The sequence below is a fragment of the Natrinema sp. DC36 genome (assembly GCF_020405225.1).
In the GTDB taxonomy this organism is placed as follows: domain Archaea; phylum Halobacteriota; class Halobacteria; order Halobacteriales; family Natrialbaceae; genus Natrinema.
On record NZ_CP084472.1, the window covers coordinates 1,449,854 to 1,469,658 of the forward strand.

The 19,805-nt window shown below is 65.3% G+C and carries 22 protein-coding genes; 6 read left to right on the forward strand and 16 right to left on the reverse strand.

From position 1 onward, the window contains the following. The first annotated feature begins 51 nt into the window (after window positions 1–51). A complete protein-coding gene (locus tag LDH74_RS07825; RefSeq protein ID WP_226041951.1) occupies window positions 52–585 on the forward strand; it encodes a hypothetical protein in 534 nt (177 codons plus the stop codon). 59 nt (window positions 586–644) lie between these two features. On the opposite strand, the gene LDH74_RS07830 is transcribed toward LDH74_RS07825, so the two are convergent. From LDH74_RS07830 to LDH74_RS07840, 3 genes are all read right to left on the reverse strand, one after another. Then, on the reverse strand, window positions 645–1,583 hold the full coding sequence (locus LDH74_RS07830; protein ID WP_226041952.1) for an SDR family oxidoreductase: 939 nt from the start codon (window positions 1,581–1,583) through the stop codon (window positions 645–647). Window positions 1,584–1,764: 181 nt separating this feature from the next. Then, window positions 1,765–2,556 (reverse strand): endonuclease V, encoded by a 792-nt coding sequence (locus LDH74_RS07835; RefSeq protein WP_226041953.1) that lies wholly within the window; start codon window positions 2,554–2,556, stop codon window positions 1,765–1,767. A 69-nt stretch (window positions 2,557–2,625) separates the two neighbouring features. Next, the gene (locus LDH74_RS07840) at window positions 2,626–3,567 is read right to left on the reverse strand and encodes a rhomboid family intramembrane serine protease (RefSeq protein WP_226041954.1); all 942 of its coding nucleotides are present in this window, start codon (window positions 3,565–3,567) and stop codon (window positions 2,626–2,628) included. A gap of 202 nt (window positions 3,568–3,769) precedes the next feature. On the opposite strand from LDH74_RS07840, the gene LDH74_RS07845 reads away from it, so the two are divergent. Genes LDH74_RS07845 through LDH74_RS07855 form a run of 3 tightly spaced genes read left to right on the forward strand, consistent with a single transcriptional unit; the run spans window position 3,770 to window position 6,445 of the window. Further along, on the forward strand, window positions 3,770–4,210 hold the full coding sequence (locus LDH74_RS07845; protein ID WP_226041955.1) for a DUF5788 family protein: 441 nt from the start codon (window positions 3,770–3,772) through the stop codon (window positions 4,208–4,210). After that, on the forward strand, window positions 4,207–5,958 hold the full coding sequence (gene polX / locus LDH74_RS07850; RefSeq protein WP_226041956.1) for a DNA polymerase/3'-5' exonuclease PolX: 1,752 nt from the start codon (window positions 4,207–4,209) through the stop codon (window positions 5,956–5,958). Before LDH74_RS07845 ends, polX begins: the two co-directional genes overlap by 4 nt. Window positions 5,959–5,980: 22 nt before the next feature. Further along, window positions 5,981–6,445, forward strand: coding sequence for a Mut7-C RNAse domain-containing protein (locus LDH74_RS07855; RefSeq protein ID WP_226041957.1), 465 nt, complete (start codon window positions 5,981–5,983; stop codon window positions 6,443–6,445). A 350-nt stretch (window positions 6,446–6,795) separates the two neighbouring features. On the opposite strand, the gene LDH74_RS07860 is transcribed toward LDH74_RS07855, so the two are convergent. The 3 genes from LDH74_RS07860 to LDH74_RS07870 form a co-directional block, all read right to left on the reverse strand. Then, window positions 6,796–8,019 carry a mandelate racemase/muconate lactonizing enzyme family protein gene (locus LDH74_RS07860; RefSeq protein ID WP_226041958.1) on the reverse strand — a complete coding sequence of 408 codons (1,224 nt, stop codon included), beginning with the start codon at window positions 8,017–8,019 and terminating at the stop codon, window positions 6,796–6,798. A gap of 147 nt (window positions 8,020–8,166) precedes the next feature. Next, window positions 8,167–8,919 carry a PHP-associated domain-containing protein gene (locus LDH74_RS07865; protein WP_226041959.1) on the reverse strand — a complete coding sequence of 251 codons (753 nt, stop codon included), beginning with the start codon at window positions 8,917–8,919 and terminating at the stop codon, window positions 8,167–8,169. Between the two features lie 36 nt (window positions 8,920–8,955). Then, window positions 8,956–9,384 (reverse strand): hypothetical protein, encoded by a 429-nt coding sequence (locus LDH74_RS07870; protein ID WP_226041960.1) that lies wholly within the window; start codon window positions 9,382–9,384, stop codon window positions 8,956–8,958. A gap of 110 nt (window positions 9,385–9,494) precedes the next feature. On the opposite strand from LDH74_RS07870, the gene LDH74_RS07875 reads away from it, so the two are divergent. Continuing rightward, a complete protein-coding gene (locus LDH74_RS07875) occupies window positions 9,495–9,782 on the forward strand; it encodes a hypothetical protein (protein ID WP_098726636.1) in 288 nt (95 codons plus the stop codon). Between the two features lie 461 nt (window positions 9,783–10,243). Here LDH74_RS07875 and LDH74_RS07880 read toward each other — a convergent pair whose 3' ends face one another. Next, window positions 10,244–10,681, reverse strand: coding sequence for a transcription elongation factor Spt5 (locus LDH74_RS07880; protein ID WP_098726635.1), 438 nt, complete (start codon window positions 10,679–10,681; stop codon window positions 10,244–10,246). After that, on the reverse strand, window positions 10,681–10,860 hold the full coding sequence (locus tag LDH74_RS07885) for a protein translocase SEC61 complex subunit gamma (protein WP_098726634.1): 180 nt from the start codon (window positions 10,858–10,860) through the stop codon (window positions 10,681–10,683). Before LDH74_RS07885 ends, LDH74_RS07880 begins: the two co-directional genes overlap by 1 nt. 156 nt (window positions 10,861–11,016) lie before the next feature. Here LDH74_RS07885 and LDH74_RS07890 point away from each other — a divergent pair, with 156 nt between their 5' ends. Further along, entirely contained in the window at window positions 11,017–11,217 is a 201-nt protein-coding gene (locus tag LDH74_RS07890) for a hypothetical protein (RefSeq protein ID WP_226041961.1), read from the forward strand. A gap of 99 nt (window positions 11,218–11,316) precedes the next feature. Here the strand turns inward: LDH74_RS07890 and LDH74_RS07895 are convergent, their stop codons facing one another. The 8 genes from LDH74_RS07895 to dinB form a co-directional block, all read right to left on the reverse strand. Then, window positions 11,317–12,441, reverse strand: a complete 1,125-nt coding sequence (locus LDH74_RS07895; RefSeq protein WP_226041962.1) for a trypsin-like peptidase domain-containing protein — start codon at window positions 12,439–12,441, stop codon at window positions 11,317–11,319. Between the two features lie 100 nt (window positions 12,442–12,541). After that, the gene (locus tag LDH74_RS07900; RefSeq protein ID WP_226041963.1) at window positions 12,542–13,195 is read right to left on the reverse strand and encodes a bifunctional 4-hydroxy-2-oxoglutarate aldolase/2-dehydro-3-deoxy-phosphogluconate aldolase; all 654 of its coding nucleotides are present in this window, start codon (window positions 13,193–13,195) and stop codon (window positions 12,542–12,544) included. 139 nt (window positions 13,196–13,334) lie between these two features. Continuing rightward, window positions 13,335–13,493, reverse strand: coding sequence for a hypothetical protein (locus LDH74_RS07905; protein WP_226042593.1), 159 nt, complete (start codon window positions 13,491–13,493; stop codon window positions 13,335–13,337). 54 nt (window positions 13,494–13,547) lie between these two features. After that, window positions 13,548–14,786 (reverse strand): mandelate racemase/muconate lactonizing enzyme family protein, encoded by a 1,239-nt coding sequence (locus tag LDH74_RS07910; protein ID WP_226041964.1) that lies wholly within the window; start codon window positions 14,784–14,786, stop codon window positions 13,548–13,550. A gap of 159 nt (window positions 14,787–14,945) precedes the next feature. Then, window positions 14,946–15,815 carry an alanyl-tRNA editing protein gene (locus tag LDH74_RS07915; protein ID WP_226041965.1) on the reverse strand — a complete coding sequence of 290 codons (870 nt, stop codon included), beginning with the start codon at window positions 15,813–15,815 and terminating at the stop codon, window positions 14,946–14,948. Window positions 15,816–15,886: 71 nt separating this feature from the next. Then, on the reverse strand, window positions 15,887–16,429 hold the full coding sequence (locus tag LDH74_RS07920) for a multiprotein-bridging factor 1 family protein (protein ID WP_226041966.1): 543 nt from the start codon (window positions 16,427–16,429) through the stop codon (window positions 15,887–15,889). 105 nt (window positions 16,430–16,534) lie between these two features. Beyond that, complete coding sequence (locus LDH74_RS07925; protein WP_226041967.1) at window positions 16,535–17,899, reverse strand: DnaJ domain-containing protein; 1,365 nt, start codon at window positions 17,897–17,899, stop codon at window positions 16,535–16,537. 136 nt (window positions 17,900–18,035) lie between these two features. Beyond that, window positions 18,036–19,325, reverse strand: a complete 1,290-nt coding sequence (gene dinB, locus LDH74_RS07930; RefSeq protein WP_226041968.1) for a DNA polymerase IV — start codon at window positions 19,323–19,325, stop codon at window positions 18,036–18,038. Window positions 19,326–19,805: the final 480 nt, after the last annotated feature.

Below are 19,805 nucleotides of genomic sequence, written 5' to 3' on the forward strand. Positions count from 1 at the left end.
CGCGCGCCAGAGCATTCAAATCGGCTCGCGCGTAACCCGCCGTACGCGCACATGGAGAAAACCCCGCAGGGAACCTCGGTCGGCGTCGACGACCCCTACGAGTTCGCGGGCGTCTGCGACCACCTCACCGGCGAGGGACAGTGCCGGTACGCCTTCGACCACTACGAGCACGACCCCGAGTTCGCTCGCGAGCGCGCGGACGAGGACTACGAGTGTCCCGTCGTGAACCCCGAATCGGACTGGTCGTGGGCCGACTGCCCCCACTTCCGGTCGCGCAACCGCGACCGCGAGTGCGTCCGCTGCGGGCTCGAGGAAAAACGAATCGCACACGACGACGAGCGGCCGCTGCTCGAGGAACACCACCTCTCGTACGCTCGCGACGGCGAGACCCTCTCCCACGAGATCACGATCTACCTCTGTCGGTGGTGTCACGCCAAAGTTCACAACTCCTGGGCGCGGATCACGGACGACGCCGCGCTCGATCCCGAGGCGATCGCGGCGCTCGAGGAGCGCCGGGGTCGCGAGCAATCGGAACTGGGATTCGAGTCGGCCGCAGAGCGCTACGACGATAACGAGAAGCGATAGGCTCTGTCTCGAAAATCGGGCACCTCGAGGATCGATTTCGCTCGATGCGAGCACCGAGCCTACGCGAGTTTTCGCAGGAGACCGTACACCGCATCGCGCAGCCGATCCGGCAGATAGCGAGCGTAGAGTCCGTACTGCGCCAGCGGGCCGACCGGGTACCGCGCCGGCGGGTCAGGGCTGGTCGCCGACTCGAGGATCGCTTCCGCCACGTCCTCGGGATCGGAGGCGAAGGGGCCGCCGCTCCCGCCGCCGATTAGCTGCGCGTCGTCGTACAGTTCGTACAGCGACTCGTAGGCCGGCGTCCGCTCGTCTTCCGGGAGTTCGTCGTCGACCCGGTCGGAGAAGTTCGTCTCGACCGGCCCGGGTTCGATCACGACGACGTCGATCCCGAACTCGTCGACTTCCCCGCGCAGGGCGTCGCTCATCGCCTCGAGCGCGTGTTTCGAGCCGGCGTAGGCACCCGCGCCGGGCATCGAGATCCGGCCGATGACGCTCGAAACGTTGACGATACACCCCTCTCCCTGGGCGCGCATGTGCGGCAGGGCGGCGCGAGTGAGTCGATGAGGGCCGTAGACGTTGACGTCGAACTGCCGGTGGAGGTCGACCGTGGCGACGTCCTCGAGGGGCCCCATCTGGGCGTAGCCGGCGTTGTTGACGACGCAGTCGATCGATCCCGCGATGTCGACGGTTTCCTCGACGACGGATGCGACTTGCTCGGGGTCGGTGACGTCGAGCGCGAGCGTCTCGCAGCCCGCCTCCTCGAGGTCGTCGATGTCGTCGACGTTGCGCGCCGTCGCGAAGACCTGCCAGTCCTCGGCGAGGAAGGCTCGAGCGGTCGCCCGGCCGATCCCCGAGGAGCAGCCGGTGATGAGGACCGATTTCTTGCGTGTATAGCGGTCCTCGTCGGTCGTCGCGGTCTCGCGACCGCGGTCGTCCTCGACGACGGTCCCGGCCGGCTCGTCGTCGTCTGTCCCTTCGACGTCCTCAGCGGTAGCCATACGTGACCGGTTCGAGAGACGATACCTAAGTATCGACGGTTTGTCGCGCTCATCGTAATTTTCAGGTTCGGACGAGTTTCGATCGACTCGACCGATCGTTCCGAGATATCAAACAGCACGAAAGTCCCACCTCCCGCTGGCGGTTGAACGGCCGTCTGTAGCCGGTGGACGGTGACGAGGTCTACTCGAGGAGCGATTTCTTCGCTTCGTCCGCGTACTTGTCCGCGAGTCGGACCGGCTCGGGGAGTTTGTACGACGAGGCGAGCTCGAGGACGATTTCGGCCGCCGTTTCGGGGCCGACGCGGTGGCCGGAGCTGACGTACAGCGGATTGATGTACTGGTTCGGGGAGTCGTACTGGCGCGTTTGGACGGCGTAGCCGATCAGCGTTCCGTCGGGCGCGTCGACTCTCGAGTTCGATTCGATGGCGACCGTCGATCCCTCGGGAAGGTCGTCGGTGTCCGCTCGCGGCGTGCCACAGAGCAGGCTCTTCGCGACCCCGATGCTCGGCACGTCCCGGACGACGCCCATGTGCGTCGCGATCCCGGCCTGTCGGAAGTGAATCCGGCCGCTGCCGTCGAACAGCAAGAGATCGGGGTCGACTGATAGCTCTTCGAGCGCCGCGAGAATCGGCCCGCCCTCGCGAAAGGAGAGGAGGCCGGGGATGTAGGGGATCTCGAGAGGCGTCACCGCGTGGACGCGCTCGACGACCTCGCCCCCGCGCATCGCGACGACGGCGCTCAGGGCGCGGTCCTGGTCGCCGTCCTCGTTCGTAAGGAACGACTGATCGACGCCGACGACGACCGGCGGGTCGCCGGCGCTCGCGGTCGTCGCGAGCGGATTCGAGACCGCGGCGGGATCGAACGCGAACTCGTCGTCGAAAACGGCGACGGACGCGATTTCGCGCTGGAGGGCCTCCATCTCCTCGCGCGAGAGACCGGAGCCGGGTGCGAGATCGGGGCGGGGATTGCTCATCGGTGTCGCGGTGATAGACGGCGGACGAAAATCAGTTGCGGGGGTTGCGAGAGACCGTCGGCGATGTGATCAGAACCGGCCGCGTCCGGGGCCGCCGGGACCGCCCGGCCCGCCGGGTCCACCGGGGCCGCCACCGCCGAACTCGAGACTGTTCGGTGCGCTGACGTTCCGGTTTTGCTTGAGATACTGGCCGTAGGCGAGGCCGATCACGAGGCCGATGAGATGAGCCCCGTGGGCGATACCACCGCCACCGCCGACGACACCGGAGAGGAAAGTGATGCTAAGCACGGCGTAGCCGGCGGTGAGCAGCCAGATCGGGACGGGGAGGATGAAGTAGAGGTACACCTTGAGGCCGGGGTTGAGAACCGTCAGGACGCCCATGATGGCGAGTGCGGCCCCGCTGGCTCCGAGGACGGCAGTTGGGGCCCCCTGCGCGATCGAAATCGCGACCTGACCCAGCCCGGCGAGCGCGCCGCTGACGAGGAACAGGATCGCGAACTTCCTCGAGCCGACGTACCGCTCGACGAGGGGTCCGAAGAAGAAAATCACGATGCTGTTCCCGACGATGTGCATGAAGTTGCCCGTGCTGTGGGCGAAGATCGAGGTGAACCACGTCCAGACGTACTCGACGTTCCACGACGTCAGCATGAACAGTGACTCGTAGAGAACTCGGCCGCCGAACGATCCAACGACCAGTTGTGCGAGGAATGTGATCCACATCAGCGCGAGGAACGTGTAGGTCGCGTTCCCGCGGAAGTACGCCAGCGGCCCACCAGTGCCCGTATTAATCGGAATCTTGTCCGCGAGACTCGAGGCACGAGATGAACTCCCGCCCGAATTGACGTTGTCGTCGAAGCCGCTGTCGAAGACGCCCTTCGGGTCGTTCCAGTTCTCGAGTCCCGTGCAGTTGTGATTCTCGGGGAGCCGATGGTCGCCACAGTACGTGCCACCGCAGTGCCGACAGTTGTACGGCATGTTTTCGTCTTTCCCACACACGTCGCACTTGGCCATTAACCGGGGGTATGTGCGGAGTCGCTAAGGGATTTGGGGTTTTCGCCGGATTATTTCGGCGCGGTCGACCCGATCAGTAGGCACCGTGTACGGTTCGTTTCTCCCTCCCTACCGGCCGATTGAAGTTCACGAAACGGGCTGGTTCCGTAAAAACGGACAGCGTGGACTGTACATTTTTGGCTCCCCGCCCCCATATCCGACTGTGCAAGAGTACGAGCGCAAGCAACTGCTCGAGCGCGTCGAGCGCGAGGGCGCGACCGTCGGCGCGGACATTCCGGAGACGATCGAGATACAGGGGGAGGAGATCGACCTCCGGACGTTCGTCTTCGAGATCAAGCGCCGCGAGACGGTCCCGTCCGGCGAACGCGATCGCGTCGAGCAGGCCAAGAAGAACCTGCGACGCGAGCGGCTCGAGCGACTCGAGCGGATCGAGGAGGGCGATATCACGTGGGGCGAGGGCGAGGAACTCGCCGGCAGCATCATCGGGATCGACCGGGCACTGAACGCCCTCGAGAGCCTGGGGCCGACGGATCTCGAGCGCGAGCAGAAAGTTCAGCAAGCGCAGGATCGCAAACGCTGGATGTCGTTCCTGAAGAAGGCGCTGGGACAGGAGGACGACGCCAGCGCGCGGAGGGGCCGATGACGACCAACGCGGAACTCGCCGCTCGCTTCGAGGAGTTCGCGGACCTGCTCGAGGCCGACGACGTCGAGTACAAACCCCGCGCCTACCGCCGGGCGGCCGAGAACATTCGCGCCCATCCGTCGCCGATCGCCGATCGAGTCGAGTCCGGCGATCACGAGGCTGTCGAGAACATCGAGGGCGTCGGCGACGCCATCTCCTCGAAGATCATCGAGTACGTCGAAACCGGTGAGATCGACGAACTCGAGGCGCTCCGGGAGGAACTCCCGATCGATATCGCCGACATCACCCGTATCGAGGGGGTCGGCCCCAAGACCGCGGGAACGCTCTATCGCGAACTCGGGATTCAAACGCTGGACGACCTCGAGGAGGCGGCAGAAGCCGAGGAGATACAGTCCGTGAAGGGATTCGGGCCGAAAACGGAGCAAAATATCCTCGAGAACGTGGAGTTCGCCCGGACCATCGGTCAGCGCCAGCTCCTCGGCGAGGCGCGACCGCTCGCCGACGACGTGCTCGCCTTCCTCGAGTCGATCGCCGCGGTCGAGCGCTGCGAAGTGGCGGGCTCGATCCGCCGGTGGCGCGAGACGATCGGCGACGTGGACGTTCTCGCGGCGACCGAGGCGAACGAGGCCGTGATCGAACGCTTCGTGGAGTGGGAGTCGGCCGACGACGAGATCGAATCCGGCCCGGAGAAGGCGAGCATCCGCGTCGGGGAAATCCGCGTGGATTTACGCGTCGTCGTTCCCGCGGAGTTCGGCTCCGCGCTCCAGTACTTCACCGGGAGCAAGGACCACAACGTCAGCCTGCGCAACTACGCGATCGACCGCGAGATGAAGTTAAACGAGTACGGTGCCTTCGACGTGAGCGAGGTCCCGGACGCGGAAGACGGGCAGCGAGTCGGCGACCGCGTCGCCGGCGAAACCGAAGCGGGAATGTACGAAGCGCTCGGACTGCCGTGGATTCCGCCGGAGCTCAGGACGGATCGGGGCGAAATCGCCGCCGCGGAAAACGGGGAGCTACCGGAACTCATCACGCGCGACGACATCCGCGGCGACCTGCACACCCACACCGAGTGGTCCGACGGTGCCACGCCCATCTCAGCGATGATCGAGGCCGCCGCCGAGCGAGGGTACGACTACTTCGGAATCGCCGACCACGCAGAGGGCCCCGGAATCGTCGGCGGCATGGGACTCTCCGATACCGAGATCCTCGAGCAGGTCGAGGAGATCCGCGCGGTCGGCGACGAGGCCGATATCGAGGTCTTCGCGGGAATCGAAGCGAACGTCGACGCCGACGGCGAGATCGACCTCTCCGAGGCGGTGATCGAGGCCCTGGACGTGATCGTCGCCTCGCCGCACAGTGCACTCGGACAAGACGCCGAGACCGCCACGAAGCGGCTCGTTCACGCCCTCGAGAATCCGGCGATCGACGTGCTCGGCCACCCCAGCGGTCGGCTGATCAACGAGCGCTCCGGCCTCGAGTTCGACGCGACCGCGCTCGGACGGGCCGCTGCCGAACACGATACCGCCCTCGAGGTCAACAGCAATCCTCGTCGGCTGGATCTCTGGGGCAGCGCCGTCCAGGCCGCTCTCGAGGAGGGGGCAGCCATCGCGATCAACACGGACTCCCATCGACCGTCTACACTCGAGTACATGCGCTGGGGCGTCCACACCGCGCGCCGCGGCTGGGCCGAACCGGCCGACGTGATTAACACGTGGGAGCTCGCGGCCCTCCGCGAGTTCCTCCACTGACGAACGGCACCGACTTCCTCTCATGCGCTTGCTCGTCGACGTCATGTGTGGCGGAATTATCCCCTATCTACGAATGTGCAATCACGACACCGCGTACGCCGGCGACCGCGGACTCGAGGCCGACGACGCCCTCCTCGCCGCCGCTCGGGACGAAAAGCGGACGGTCGTCACTCGAGACGTCGAACTGGCGGGGCGGGCCGACGAGTCGATCCTGCTCGAGTCCCGCGACGTTGAGGCCCAGCTCGCGGCACTCGACGCTGCCGGAATCGAGCTGACGCTCGCGGACGAGCCCCGGTTCTGCGGGCGGTGTAACGGCCCGCTCGAGCCCGTCGGTTCGACGGCGTCGACGCCGGCGTACGCGCCCGATCCGACCGAGTTCGCGACGTGGATCTGTCGGGACTGCGGTCAGCACTTCTGGCGCGGGAGCCACTGGGACCGGGTCGCGGAGACGCTGTCTCGAGTCCGCGAATCAGCCGAAGAAGAGTAGTATACGTTCTCTACTCGGCACGGGTCGAAACTGAGTCGAGCAGATCGGTAAGTACAGATGCAGAAGTACCGTTTTCCGCCTCGGGTTCGCTCGCAGCGCTCGCTCACCGCTCTCTGCTCGCGGGCCGAAGGCCCGCTCGCACGGCTCGAGGGACGCGAAGCGTCCCTCGTTGGGCGCAAAAATCTACGCTAAAAAGGCCGCTCACTCGCTTCGCTCGTTCGCGGGTGCTACGATTGCGATCCGACCGCAGCGGTAACTCCTTGGGCTGTACTGAACACGAGTTTCACATCACACTTTGACTGAAGAAATCGTAGTACCAACTACTGACAGAAACCGAGGCTGCGTGTGTCTCAGTCGAAACCGTCGGTCCCGGGCAGTACGTGTTCCTCGACGACCGCTTCGTCCAGTTCGATGCCCAGGCCCGGCTCGGTCGGCACGTCGATGAAACCGTCCGCGATGAGCGGCTCGTCGCGCACGAGCAGGTCGTCCCACCAGTCGACCGCGAGCGCGTGATACTCGAGCACGTCGGCGTTGGGGACGGCCGCACAGAGATGGACGCAGGCCATCGTCCCAACGGGGCTACAGACGTTGTGCGGTGAGAACGGAATATAGCGTTCCTCGGCGCGTTCGGCGATCCGCTTGGACTCGGCGAGCCCGCCGCAGGTCGTCGGATCGGGCGTGATCACGTCGACCGCGTAGTCGTCGATCAGGTCGCTCAGTTCGTGAATGCGGAACCGATTCTCGCCGGTCGCGAGCGGCGTCGCCGTCCGCCGGGCGACCTCGCGCTGGGCGGCCGTCTCCTCCGGCGGGACGACGTCCTCGAGCCACATCAGATCGTACGGCTCGAGTTTGCGCGCCAGGCGGCTTGCGCTCTCGACCGTGTAGTCCCAGTGGCAGTCGAAGGCGAGATCGATCTCGTCGCCGACGGCATTCCGGACGGCCTCGACGACCGCGACCTTGTGGTTTAAGGCGGCGTTGGTCAGGCGACCGTTGTACGGATCCGGATCGGTATCCCGCGGCGTGTCGAGGTCGAACTTGATCGCGTCGAATCCCATGTCGACGACGCGCTCGGCCTCGGCGGCGTACGCCTCGGGCATATACGCGTCCACGTCGGCGTACTCCGTGGCTCCGCCGTCGTCGACTGCGTACGCCTCGCCGGCGTGACAGTCGCAATAGATCCGGACCCGGTCGCGGTAGCGCGATCCGAGCAGTTGGTAGACCGGCAGGTCCAGAATTTTGCCGGCGGCGTCCCACAGCGCGATTTCGATCCCGGAGGCGGCGGTGACGACCTTCCCCGTCGTGCCGCCGTGGCCCGACATCTCCTGAACGAGGCGCCGGAACAGCCGCTCGACATCGAGCGGATTCTCGCCGACAAGAAATCGGTTCGCGTACTCGACCAGTTCGGGAACGCCACCGCCACGGTAGGCCTCCCCGATTCCCGTTACGCCCGCATCCGTGTGGACTCTCACGAGATTCCATTCGAAGTTTCCCTCGACGACCGCCGCTTCGATCCCGGTGATTTCGACATCGTGGCCCGCGGGTCGATCGGACGCGTGGTTCGAAAAATCCCTCATCGACGATCGACTCCGGAGACGGCGGCTGCTCTTCGATCAAACGGGTTCGAGGACAGACGGTTCGAGCGCATTGATACTCGTAGTGGTATGCGTTGGCACGTATAGCTATCGTCTCGGTAGGTGGGGCAGCGTTCAGCCGGAGTGTCCCTAATAGACGGACACGTCGTCGAATCGACCGTCGTACGCGATATGGGTGGGATGGGTCGGTTCGGTTCCCGACAGGAAGAGTCGATCGACCTTCTTCCAGGTGTTTTCGTAGACGAGGTGTGCGAGTTCCGACGCCGTCGTCGTCAACCGATCGAGGCCGTTGTCGTAGACGACCCGGCGTGCGATCCCGTCCCTGAGCGCAGTAACCAGATCCGCCTCGCGCTCGATGGCTGCTTCGAAGGCGGTGTAGGCGGTGCCAACCGTTCGCGGGAGGTGGGCGTACGAGGAGGTAAACGGCGGGATCGAGAGCGACTCGGCGAGAGTGCGCGCGCGGCGATTGTGCAATCGAAAGTGCTTCGGGTTGAAGATCTCGATCGCGTCGATCGTCTCCGCATGCGCTTTCAGATCGGCTTCTTCGAAGCTCACGTTTGCGAAGGTCGGATGCGGGACGAGCACCGCCGCGTCCTGTCGATCGAACTCGGCCATCGCCGTCTCGAGCGGGATATAATCCGGAACGGGATCCTCGAGACCGATGGCGAGGACGTGTCGGCGCTGTCGCCACGACCCGGTAAACACCTCGCGGGCGGGGATCACCAGCAGCTCGTCGTCGGCGTACTCCGCCGCGTGCTCGCGGATCTCCGGGAGGCGGGTGAAGTGAGGCGCGTAGACGATCGCGTCGAGGCCGGCTCGCTTCGCCCGTTCGACCACGCGGTCGTTAAGCACCTTCACGTGGCAGTCGACTCGGAACGTCATCCGTCGGTCACGCCGCTCACTTTCGTCAGCGCCGAGTTATGAATTCTGATTTTCCGGCCACTCGACAGTGGCCTTGATCGCGTCGACGATCGGGACGACCGGTTCCGCCGGATCGACCGAGATGAAGAGACCATCGTCGCCGACGTAGACGCGGAGGATCTTCAGGAAGTCCATCGACGTCGTGATGTACTCCACGCGCTCGGCGTCCGGAAACAACGTGTTTCGGAAGAGCTTGCTCTGCATGAAGTCCATGTGGACGTTCGTGTGGATCGTCTCGAAGTGCTCGAGCATCGCGTCTCGACTCTCGTACATCGAGACGGTCTCGTCGCTGAGGTAGAGCGGCCGAAACGACTCCGTGTCGTACTCACAGAACGCGTACAACGGTCCGGAGACCGTCTCCTGAACGACCTGACGGACGCGATCGGCATCGAACGCCGACAGCTCCGACCTGTTAGTCGCCGGCATACCTCGAGTGGAGGAACTCGACGGCCGAAGGTCTGTCGGGCACATGTTTCTGGCCGATGACCTCCGCTGCGAAAGGATGATTAGGGCGGCCGTCCGAGTGACCGTATCGAATGGCCTGGAAATGCGGGATCGACGGCTGCGGTTCGGTGTTCGAAGACGTCGAGTCTGCCGTCGTCCATCAGGCGACGGACCACCAGCGCCGCGAGTGTAAAGTCTGCGGGACCATTATTCCGGACGGCTATCTCGCGATTCGCCACGCCTTCACCGAACACAGCCGCGCCGAATACGTCCGCGCCTACGGGGCCAGCTCCGAAGCGGTCCGGGAGCGCGAGGAGTTGCTCGAGGAGATCGAGTCCGTCGCGGATATGCAAACGATCGCCACGGAGTTGAAGCGGTAACGAACGGCGACGATACCCGTTGAAAACCGGCTATATCGGGCCCAGCGGACCGCTGACGCCTAGCGGCATCGCGTTCCGCTCTCATACGAACTGATCGCACTCTTCTCGGAGAGGTAGAGGCGGTAGCCCTGACAGCGAGGGATCACGTCGATGTTCGCGTCGCTGGCCGGCGTAGTGTGCTCGGATAATCAGCGACCGCAATCGATCGGAACGCCGTGGGTCGCGCGATACCGTCCGTTCGGAATAGTAGTGGCAGCAACTAGTTGACACGCGGGTTAGCGCTCGTCACGGTCTGCTCGCGGCCACTTCGTGGGCGTTCATGGGTCACTTCGTTCCCCGTTCACACCGCGGTTCTCGCCCCTTCGGGGCTCCGAACCGCGCACCGCTCGCATGGTCCGACGAACTATCGTTCGTCGCTATATTCAGCGCGGCCCCGCCGCGCTGACTGCCTGACGAGCGCGTTAGCGCTCGTCACTGTCCAGCACGCGAATCTGGTCGCCACGAACCGTCACCGGAATCGGAACCGTCGCCTCGTACAGTTCGACCGTCACCTGATCCTTCCCCTCGTCGATGCGCTGGACCTGGGCCTTCTCGCCCTTGAACGGGCCAGCGATGAGTTCGACGATGTCGCCCTCGGCGATTCCCTCGACATCCGGCTTCGGAGAGAGGAAGTGTTCGACCTCAGAGATGTCGGACTCGCCGGGAACGATGCTCCGCGCGTGCGGGATATCCTCGAGGACCCGGTTGAGGACCGCGTCGCCTTCGGCCTCGACCATCACGTAGGAGGTCAGCGAGTCGGGGGCGAGCGCGGCGTGAATATCCGGCTCTTCGCGGTTGATGATCATGTCAGCGACGGTTCGCTCCTGGCTCGCCGTCGTTTTGACAGCGAAGATGCCCATTAGAGGCCACCACCGCTGGTCAGGAACACCATGATCGTGCCGATGAGGAATCCGACAAGCCCGATCAGCAGGACTCCTGCACCGGCAATCTTCGACACCTGGAGGAACTCCTCGGTAGTGGGTGTCGTCGCCATTTTCAACACCCGAACGTACGAGGTGAGGTCGTACGGAACGTCCATGTCTGTCTGTTCACAGCGCGGGGTCTTTTATCTGTCTTTCGTGTCCGCCGACGGATCGTGCCCGTTCCGGTGTCGAAATAGCATTCGATCGGGTCCAGCGGCGGCGTTGCAGTCGACGGCCCCACGCCCAAACCGTTCGAATACCGATCAGGAAACATGGCAGAAGACGACACCGACAGAGCGAACGAGTACGAGGCGGAACGGGAAGCAGAGATCACCGACGAACTCGATCGGATCGACCGCGACCCCGAGGAGGTCGATGAGGGCGACGACCTCGGGACCCAGAACGCACCCCGCGAGGAGGCGGACGATCTCGAGGACCTCGAGGGGCGAGAAGAAGCGTCCGACGAACGCTAACGACGCTCGGCAGAACGACGAGCAAACTGGCTTTCCGCATATTGATGGAGCCGGCCGAACCGATTCGTCCCGAAGCGAACTGTTAGTGGCCGGTATCGGTTACGGACCTATCGGGGGTCGTTCGCCCGGTCTTCCCGGAATCGGTGTCTGTGGTAGCTGGAGTTCCGGCCGCGCTTCCAGCGTCACTTCGACCGATCCCCGTTCACCGTTCCGGATGACCGTGAGTTCGACCGTGTCGCCGGGCGACGTCTCGAGCGCGAGATAGGAGAGCAGCTGCGACTGATTCTGGATTTCCTCGCCGTCGATGGCGACGATCACGTCGCCGCTACCGGGCTGGGTGGGAACCGCCGGCTGGAGAACGCCGTCGGCGGGCGCGTTCGGGACGACTTCCGTGACGAGGACGCCCGTGGCCTCCTCGAGTCCGACCGCCTCGGCGATGTCCGGTCCCACAGGCTGAACGGCGACGCCCATGAACGGGTGTTCGTACGTGCCGTCCTCGATGAGCGCGGGGATGACCCGATTCGCGAGGCGCGGGGAGATCGCGAAGCCGATCGTCTGGTCGGCTCCGGCGAAGACGACGCCGAACACCTCCCCCTCGAGGCTCACCAGCGGGCCGCCGCTGTTGCCGGGATTGACCGATGCGTCTGTCTGGATCGCGGCCGGAATCGAGAAGCCGGCCGGACTGGGTAGCACTCGATCGACGCCGCTGACGATTCCCTGTGAGATCGAGGCATCCAGCCCGAGCGGATTGCCGAGAACGAGTACTTCCCGGCCGATAGCGGGCTCTCGATCGACGATCGACAACCCGGTCGCAACGTCCGGCATCTCCTCGACGCGAAGGACGGCGAGATCGCTGTAGGGATCGGTGCCGACGATCGACGCGGTCCGCCACTCCTCAGTACTGAACTGCAGTTCGACTCCGCCCTCGGCCGCGCTCTGGATGACGTGGTTGTTAGTTACGACGTGCTGATCGTCGATGACGAACCCCGATCCCAGTCCGCCACTGCCGCGAGGACCGGAGACGGTGACCAGTACGACTGAGTCGATGGTGTTGCGATACGTCGCCGTATACGGACTGTCGACACCGTCCCCGTTCTGGCCTTCCTGCCCGTCCTGCCCGTTCTGTGCAGCACTCGAGCCGACCCCGAGGCTGCCGATCGCTACAGTGGTCCCGACCGTGCGCAGGACTCGTCTACGCGTGCGCTGATCTGGAGTCACGCCCATAGCGACCCCGACGAGTGGCATAAAACAGTAACCAGCACACTCAGACGGTCGTACTGCGATCGCCCACGGGACGCGACACGCCGAGAGCGCCACCGTTCGATTACTCGTCGCGCGCCGCCTGGACCGCGTCGACGAACGACGCCGCCGTCGCTCGAACCCGATCCATGTCGCCGTCGGCGATGGCCGCGTCGTCCACGATCGCGCCGCCGGCACCGACGGCCACGGCGCCGGCGTCGAAGAAGTCCGCGACGTTGTCGCGCGAGACGCCACCCGTCGGAACGATGTCGACGTCGCCGAGCGGCCCCGCGAGCGCACCGATGTGGCCCGGGCCGACCGTCGACGCGGGGAACATCTTGAGGAGAGCCGCGCCGGCTTCCATCGCCGTCACGGCCTCGGTGGGAGTCATCACACCGGGTGCGACGAGGACGCCGTGTCGGTTGCAGGTTCTGATCACGTCCGCATCGGTGTGGGGCGAGACGACGAACGACGCGCCCGCGTCGATCACCGACTGTGCGGTCGGCGCGTCGAGGACGGTTCCCGCGCCGACGACCGCGTCGGTATCCGCGAGTTCCCGGTCGACGGCCGCGATCTGTTCGGCCGCGCGCGTCCCGTCCGCCGTGATCTCGAGCGCGTCGACCCCGGCGTCGTTAATCGCGCGAGCGACCGGGACGATTTGGTTCTCATCGATACCACGAAGGACCGCGATGACGCCGCCGTCGACGATCCGTTCCCTGACGACCCGTTTCTCGGTCATCCGTGCAACCCTCCCGCAGTCGCCGTTCGATCCCCGGTCGCGATCCCGCCGCTGCTGAGACGATCCGTCATGGATGAGCGTTCGCCCCTGGAACACATAAATTCACTCATAATCGGAATAATCTGAATCGCGGCATCGATCACTCCTCCAGCGGGCGAATCGTGACGGACGCCGCCTCGTAGTCCTCGAGGAACGCGCCCGTGCTGCCGGTGGTGTACCGGTCGCCGTCGACCTCGAGTTCGAACGCGATCGGTTCTCGGTCGCTCACACTGTCAGCCGTGCTGAAATGCTGCTCCATCGATCCGCACCTCGCCGAACGACGTAAATCGGAGAGTTGCTGGCTCGACGCGGCTTACGCTTCGTCGAACAACTCCTCACCCTCGATCATGTGCGCCTCGACGGCGTCCATGTCGAGCGTGACGCCCAGACCGGGTTCCTCCGGAATCTCGATGTAGCCGTCCTCGATGACGTCCTCCTCGACGAGGTCCGACCACCAACCGAGTTCGTAGGAGTGGTACTCCACCGCGAGCGAGTTCGGGATGGCCGCGCCGACGTGTGCGCTGGCGACCGTCGCGACCGGCGAGGAGACGTTGTGCATCGCGACCGGGACGTAGTACATGTCCGCGAGATCGGCGATCTTCCGCGTCTCGCGCATCCCGCCGACCTTGGGCATGTCCGGCGCGATAATGTCGACAGCCTGCTCCTCGAGCAGGCGGCGCTGACCGTGTTTCCGGTAGACGTTCTCGCCGACCGTGATCGGCGTCGACGTCGACTGCGTGACCTCCCGCTGGACGTCGTGGTTCTCCGGCGGGACGGGGTCCTCGAGCCACCAGATATCGTACTCCTCGAGACGCTTCGCGAGTCGCTTCGCGCTGCCGCCGGAGAAGGTCCAGTGACAGTCGAAGGCGACGTCGGCTCGGGAGCCGACGCGCTCCGTGACCTTCTCGACGATTTCGGCCTTGTGTTCGATCTCGGGGTCGCGGAGGTGCCGGTTCGCGCGGTCTTTCTCGTGACCGCTGGGAACGTCGAGATCGAACTTGAGGGCGTCGTACCCCAGTTCCTCGACGACGCGCTCGGCTTCGTCGGCGCAGGCGTCGGGATCGGCTTCCTCCTCGGTGTGACAATCGCAGTAGACCCGAACCTCGTCTCGGTACTTGCCGCCCAGCAGCTGATAGGCCGGGACGTCGAGGATTTTTCCGGCGAGGTCGTGCAACGCGACCTCGATCCCCGAGATCGCGGTGACCGTGACGCCGCCGATCGAGCCCTCGCCGGACATCTTCTGGACGAGGTGCTCGGTCAGCCGGTCGATGTCCAGCGGGTTCTCGCCCTGCAGGAAGGGCGTCATCCGCTCGATCAGTTCCGGCACGCCGGCTCCCCAATAGGCCTCACCGGTGCCGGTAATCCCCTCGTCGGTGTAGATTCGGACGAGGGTCCACGGGAAGTTGCCGTCGATCATCGTCGTCTGGATATCGGTGATCTCGACGTCCCGGCCGCCGCCGCGTTCGCGGGTGACCCCCATCGTCTCGCTCGAGAGGTCACGCATCGTATACTCGGCGTTCGGATCGTGCAGCTGTGAGTAATCGATTCCCATAGAGATGATTTTCACTCCAATGATAGTAATAGTTTCTACCTTCCGTGATCGAGGGTCGGCGCGCGCGTAGCCAATGACTCGGAACCGAGAATAAAGAACCCGCTGCTTGCAACAAGTACTATTGCGCGCCCGAGCGAGAATTACCAATCGCCGTCACCCTTACGCGCGCTCGAGTTCGTCGCTCACGTCCTCGAGGTCGACATCCAGTGCCGCGGTCGCAGCGAAGGCGGCCCGCTTCTCGGCCGTTCGACGATCGATCGCCCGCGGACCGACGGCGAACTCGATCCGGCAGATATCTTCCGACGGACTCGAGTGACCCAACACGGTGACGGGGCCGACCTCGCGGGTGTTCCGGACGTGGGTCCCGCCGCAGGCCGTCACGTCCCACGGATTCGTCGGACCGGTTATCCCGGAGAGCCGATTCCCGCTTCGGTTGTCGTTCTCGTCCTCGATCGTGACCACTCGAACCCGGCCCTTCTCGACGGCACCCGCGTCGGACTCGGCGTTGAACGCAAGCGTATCGCGCTCGCGCGCCTCCGAGATCGGGACGTCGTCCCACGACACCGGCCGTGACTCCCAGATGACGCGGTTGACCGTCTCGTCCAGTTCGATCAGCGTCTCGTCGTCGATGGTCGCGTTCGTTTCGAGGTCGACTCGGACGGTCTCCGGGCCGATATCCAGGTCGACGTAGGAACCCTCCTCGAGCAGGCGCCGCGCGGCCCCCGCGAGGATGTGGCTGGCGGTGTGGGCCCGCATGCAGTACATCCGGAACGACCAGTCGACCGAACACAGCACGCGGTGGCCCGGCCGAAACGATGGCTCCTCGGCCAGCACGTGAACCTGCTCGCCGTCGACCAGTTCGACGTCGGTCACGGCGATATCGCCGATAGTCCCGCGATCGGCCGGCTGGCCGCCGCTCGCGCCGTAGAAGTGACTCCGCTCGAGCCAGACCCGCCGCCCGTCGATCGACGTCACTTCGGTCTCGAACCGCGTGGCGTACGGCTCCGCCGCCGCCCGTTGCCCGGTCATCGGTTGGAGTCTGTCGTCCGCCACTAAAAGTCTGCTCGCCGAGACGGTCGCCGAATTCGAAGCGTGATCGATTACTCTGCGAGCGTCACGTCCAGTCGCTCCTCGAGGGCCTCGATCAGGCCGCCGCCGACGCCGGCCTGCGTGGCGCGTCCCTGTTCGACGGCGAGAAGGTCCTTCTCCGGTGCGCCGAGTTCGTCGGCGAGTTCCTCGCGCTGGAGACCGGCGTCCCGTCGGGCCTCGACGAGCGTCTCGCCGTAGTCCGAGACGAGATACGGCAGCTGATCGTCGTCGTAGTTGGCTCCCTCGCTCTCCCAGTGTTCGGAGTCGCCGTCCCAGACCGGGTTCGCCTTCGCGACGTTCTGGGCCGCTTTCTGTTTGCGGCTGGGTCCGCCGCTGGAACCGCCGCCGCTCGAGCCGCTCCCGCTCGAGTTTCCGCCGCCTCGGTTCCGATCCCGGCCGTGGGTCTGCGAATCGTCGTGTGGCGCGCAGTCCGGACAGACCTCGAGTTCGGCCCCGGCGACCGACGCGAGCCTGAGCGAGTTGCTCTCGGCACCACAGAGTTCGCAGTTCGTCCCGCCACCGCCGCCGGACGAACCGGTCGAGTATTTGGCCATGCGACACATTGGCTACTGGCGCATTTTAACCGTTCGGTACGGGGGATGGCGGACGGTACCGGCTCGAGGGGGATTCGTTCGAAGAAATTCGTTCGGGGCCTGAACTCACCGGCCGAAGTGTTTCCGGACGGTCGTCCGCAGGGGTAGCGCCAGTCCGCCGAGCAGCGGCAAGATCACGAACGCGGCGAGATCGACGGGAAGCGTGGCAGCACCGGCCACCGCAGCGCCGAAGCCGGCGACCGGCGCGAGCACGGGAACCACGTACAGATACGACGGTGCCCAGCCGGGCAAGCGCTTCGTGTGGCGGATGATCACGGCGAACAGGAGCGGCATGAGCACCGCCCCCGCGAGCAGGGGACCGCCGATTAGCGTCGTCGTGGCTGCTACCGCGAGGGCGACGACGATCGTCTCGTTGATCGTCACTGCCCCCCACGTCTCCTCCCGGCGGACGGCGCGAGTCACCAGCAGGGCACTCAGCGCGAGCGCGACGACACCGGCCAGCGCGCCGTACCACAGCGTCGGCTCGAGCGGCGGAGTCACGAACTCGACGCCCCCGACGAACGTCGTCACCGTCTCGATTCCGTGGCGGCTCTCCGAAAGCAGTGACCAGATCCCCGACGGATCCGCGCCCGTGGCGCGGACGTCGGCCCAGAGCGATTCGAGTGGCTCGCCGTTCTCGAGAGCGAAGTGTCCGAGACCGACGGTGTAGACGATCACTGACAGCCAGATCAACGGCAGCGAGAAGTTCTGTCGCCGCCACCAGCGAACGAGCGGATTGGGAGCCGTCGGTTCCGATCGAGAGCCGGACGCAGTCCCGGTTCCGCTCGACTGACCGGTTCCGCTCGACTGACCGGTTCCGCTCGACTGACCGGTTCCGTGAGCCGTTCCACCGGCTCCACCCGTCGTCTCCGAAGCGCTCCCGCCGGGAGTTCCCGCACCCGTTCCGGCCCCGGTGCCGGTTCCCGTCGCACTGCCGGCCCCGGTCGCGCTCGAGGCGCTTCCGGCGGTCCCAGCCGAGGCCGTGCCGGCCGTCGACGTCGCCCCGGTAGCACCCGCTGTTGCCGAGGACCGACTCGAGCCCGTCCCGCTCGAACCGGCCGTCTCGGAGCCGGCCGTCGCCGACGACGCGGTCGACGCGGATGCGGATTCCGTCTCCGATTCCGAATAGTTCAGCTCCGTCCCGTCTGCCGTCTCGTCGTCCTCGTCGCTCTGCCAGACGTCGGGCGAGGGGAGGCCGCTAGTCCGTTTCGCGACGTAGTCCTTGTGACCGAGTCGATCGTAGGCCTGGCGCTCGACCGGATCGCCGAGAATGTCGTAGGCCGTCTTGACCGCGGTGAACTGGGCCTGCGCGCGGTCGTCGTCGTTCAGGTCGGGGTGGTAGACCCGGACCTGTTCGCGGTACGCGTCCTTGATCTCGTCCTTGGAGGCGTCGGGGGAGATCTCGAGAAGGTCGTAAAAGTCATCTGTCATGTGAGCGTGGAGATGGTATCGTCTGTGAGTGGGATTGTGGGGGAGGGGTTATAATTTCAGTGTTCTTTCCGGTTTCCGTCCGAATCTTCCTCGCTCGAGTACCGTGGGTATTTCGGCCGTCACCACGAGAGACGGCTCACGAGAAATCCGCGAGCGACGACTGACCGGACGCTCGCTCGTCGCCGGCTGGCTCCGGTTCCGAGTCCGGTTCCGCGTCGGATAACTCGTCGCTCGCGTCGGTCTCGGAACCGTCCTCGCTCCGCTCCCAGCTCTCGAGGCTAGCCTGATCGGCGGCGACGAACTCGAGGTTGGCCACCCGGACGCCGAGTTTGCGCACGGGGTCGGACTCGAACTCGGTGAACAGGTCTCGAGCGATGCGGTCGACGAGTTCCGGGTCGTCGATCGGCCCGGAAAGGGAGCGTTCGCGCGTGTTGACGTCGTACGGCGGCGTGACGGCTTTGACGCCGATGGTCCGGTACAGCGCCCCTTCCCGCTGTGCGCGATCCGCGACGGCAGCCGCGAGGGTGTCGATCAGTTCGTACTTCGGATCGGGCGCTTCGACGGGCTCGGCGAACGCGGATTCCCGAGAGAAGCTCTTGGGGTCGCCTTTCGGCTCGACACGGCGGTCGTCCTCCCCGCGGGCACGATCGTACAGTTCCTGACCGCGCTCGCCGAATCGTTCGACCAGCGGCTCCGGATCGGTCGCGGCGACGTCGCCCGCGGTCTCGAGACCCATCTCCCGAAGCTCGCGCGCGGTCACGGGGCCGACGCCGTGGAGCAGATCGACCTCGAGCGGTGCGAGAAACTCCCGGATTTCGCCGGGTTCGACGACCGTGAGCCCGTCTGGCTTGTCGAAATCGCTGGCGATCTTGGCGGTGCTCATCGTCGGTGCGACGCCGACGCTGACGGTGACGCCGATCTCCCGGCGGATGCGGTCTCGGATGTGGCGAGCGAAGCCGTCCGCAACCTCCCAGGCGGTCCGCTCGGTCACGTCGAGGTAGGCCTCGTCGATGCTGACCTCGCGGACCGTGTCGGCGCAATCGTGGAGGATCTCCCGGACCTCGCTTGCGACCGACTCGTAGTAGTCCATGTCGACGGGCCGGTAGTAGCCGGTCTCCTCGCGCTCGACGTCGTCGTCCGTTTCGCCGGCCTCGTATGCCGTGCGTCTGGGGAGACGCTCGAGGGCCGTCGAGATGGCCTGGGCGCTCTCGACGCCGAACTCGCGGGCCTCGTAGCTCGCGGTGGCGACCGCGCCGATGGTGTCGCCCGCCTCGTAGCCCATCCCGACGACGAGGGGCTCGCCGCGGAGCTCGGGCTCGCGCAGTCGCTCGCAGGAGGCGTAGAAGCAGTCGGCGTCGACGTGGCAGACGATCCGATCCTCGTCGTCCTCGCCGTCGACGCCCGGTAGCCGCGGCCCGTCGGACATTCGTCTATCGATCGATTCGTCCGAACCGATGTGAACGTTGCGCCCCGCTTCGGCGGTCGGCCGACGCCCCGCACCGGTAGCGGTTACAGCTCGTAGGCCATCATCACCTGGTCGACACCCCGGAAAACGCCACCAGATAGGGAGCGATCTGCCGGTGTTTCCGGCTCCCTGTGACCGGGTCGGGACTGTCGTCCCGTACGAGTCGAGGATCGGATCCGCCTTCGTATGACCGGCAACGTCGTTCGAATCGTCGAACTATCGCTCGAGTACCCAGTTACGAGGGAGTCTATCGGTGACGAGAGATACATAGCCGTATAGTTTCCTATTAGAAACGTCTTTACCTCGTTCCGGGGTAGCCACATCTGAACGCCAGTACTAGACTAGCCACCGAACGTCAATACACGCCTGATCGTACAGCCGCCGTGCGATCGGTGTGTGAATTGTTTCGGGTGTTACTATCGCTCGAGGAGAGCGGAATTC

Excerpts from the sequence above, each read along its gene's own strand:
- LDH74_RS07825 (WP_226041951.1), top strand. The coding sequence starts at position 52 with ATGGAGAAAACCCCGCAGGGAACCTCGGTCGGCGTCGACGACCCCTAC.
- LDH74_RS07830 (WP_226041952.1), bottom strand. The coding sequence starts at position 1,583 with ATGGCTACCGCTGAGGACGTCGAAGGGACAGACGACGACGAGCCGGCC.
- LDH74_RS07835 (WP_226041953.1), bottom strand. The coding sequence starts at position 2,556 with ATGAGCAATCCCCGCCCCGATCTCGCACCCGGCTCCGGTCTCTCGCGC.
- LDH74_RS07840 (WP_226041954.1), bottom strand. The coding sequence starts at position 3,567 with ATGGCCAAGTGCGACGTGTGTGGGAAAGACGAAAACATGCCGTACAAC.
- polX (WP_226041956.1), top strand. The coding sequence starts at position 4,207 with ATGACGACCAACGCGGAACTCGCCGCTCGCTTCGAGGAGTTCGCGGAC.
- LDH74_RS07855 (WP_226041957.1), top strand. The coding sequence starts at position 5,981 with ATGCGCTTGCTCGTCGACGTCATGTGTGGCGGAATTATCCCCTATCTA.
- LDH74_RS07860 (WP_226041958.1), bottom strand. The coding sequence starts at position 8,019 with ATGAGGGATTTTTCGAACCACGCGTCCGATCGACCCGCGGGCCACGAT.
- LDH74_RS07865 (WP_226041959.1), bottom strand. The coding sequence starts at position 8,919 with ATGACGTTCCGAGTCGACTGCCACGTGAAGGTGCTTAACGACCGCGTG.
- LDH74_RS07870 (WP_226041960.1), bottom strand. The coding sequence starts at position 9,384 with ATGCCGGCGACTAACAGGTCGGAGCTGTCGGCGTTCGATGCCGATCGC.
- LDH74_RS07875 (WP_098726636.1), top strand. The coding sequence starts at position 9,495 with ATGGCCTGGAAATGCGGGATCGACGGCTGCGGTTCGGTGTTCGAAGAC.
- LDH74_RS07880 (WP_098726635.1), bottom strand. The coding sequence starts at position 10,681 with ATGGGCATCTTCGCTGTCAAAACGACGGCGAGCCAGGAGCGAACCGTC.
- LDH74_RS07885 (WP_098726634.1), bottom strand. The coding sequence starts at position 10,860 with ATGGACGTTCCGTACGACCTCACCTCGTACGTTCGGGTGTTGAAAATG.
- LDH74_RS07890 (WP_226041961.1), top strand. The coding sequence starts at position 11,017 with ATGGCAGAAGACGACACCGACAGAGCGAACGAGTACGAGGCGGAACGG.
- LDH74_RS07895 (WP_226041962.1), bottom strand. The coding sequence starts at position 12,441 with ATGGGCGTGACTCCAGATCAGCGCACGCGTAGACGAGTCCTGCGCACG.
- LDH74_RS07900 (WP_226041963.1), bottom strand. The coding sequence starts at position 13,195 with ATGACCGAGAAACGGGTCGTCAGGGAACGGATCGTCGACGGCGGCGTC.
- LDH74_RS07905 (WP_226042593.1), bottom strand. The coding sequence starts at position 13,493 with ATGGAGCAGCATTTCAGCACGGCTGACAGTGTGAGCGACCGAGAACCG.
- LDH74_RS07910 (WP_226041964.1), bottom strand. The coding sequence starts at position 14,786 with ATGGGAATCGATTACTCACAGCTGCACGATCCGAACGCCGAGTATACG.
- LDH74_RS07915 (WP_226041965.1), bottom strand. The coding sequence starts at position 15,815 with ATGACCGGGCAACGGGCGGCGGCGGAGCCGTACGCCACGCGGTTCGAG.
- LDH74_RS07920 (WP_226041966.1), bottom strand. The coding sequence starts at position 16,429 with ATGGCCAAATACTCGACCGGTTCGTCCGGCGGCGGTGGCGGGACGAAC.
- LDH74_RS07925 (WP_226041967.1), bottom strand. The coding sequence starts at position 17,899 with ATGACAGATGACTTTTACGACCTTCTCGAGATCTCCCCCGACGCCTCC.
- dinB (WP_226041968.1), bottom strand. The coding sequence starts at position 19,325 with ATGTCCGACGGGCCGCGGCTACCGGGCGTCGACGGCGAGGACGACGAG.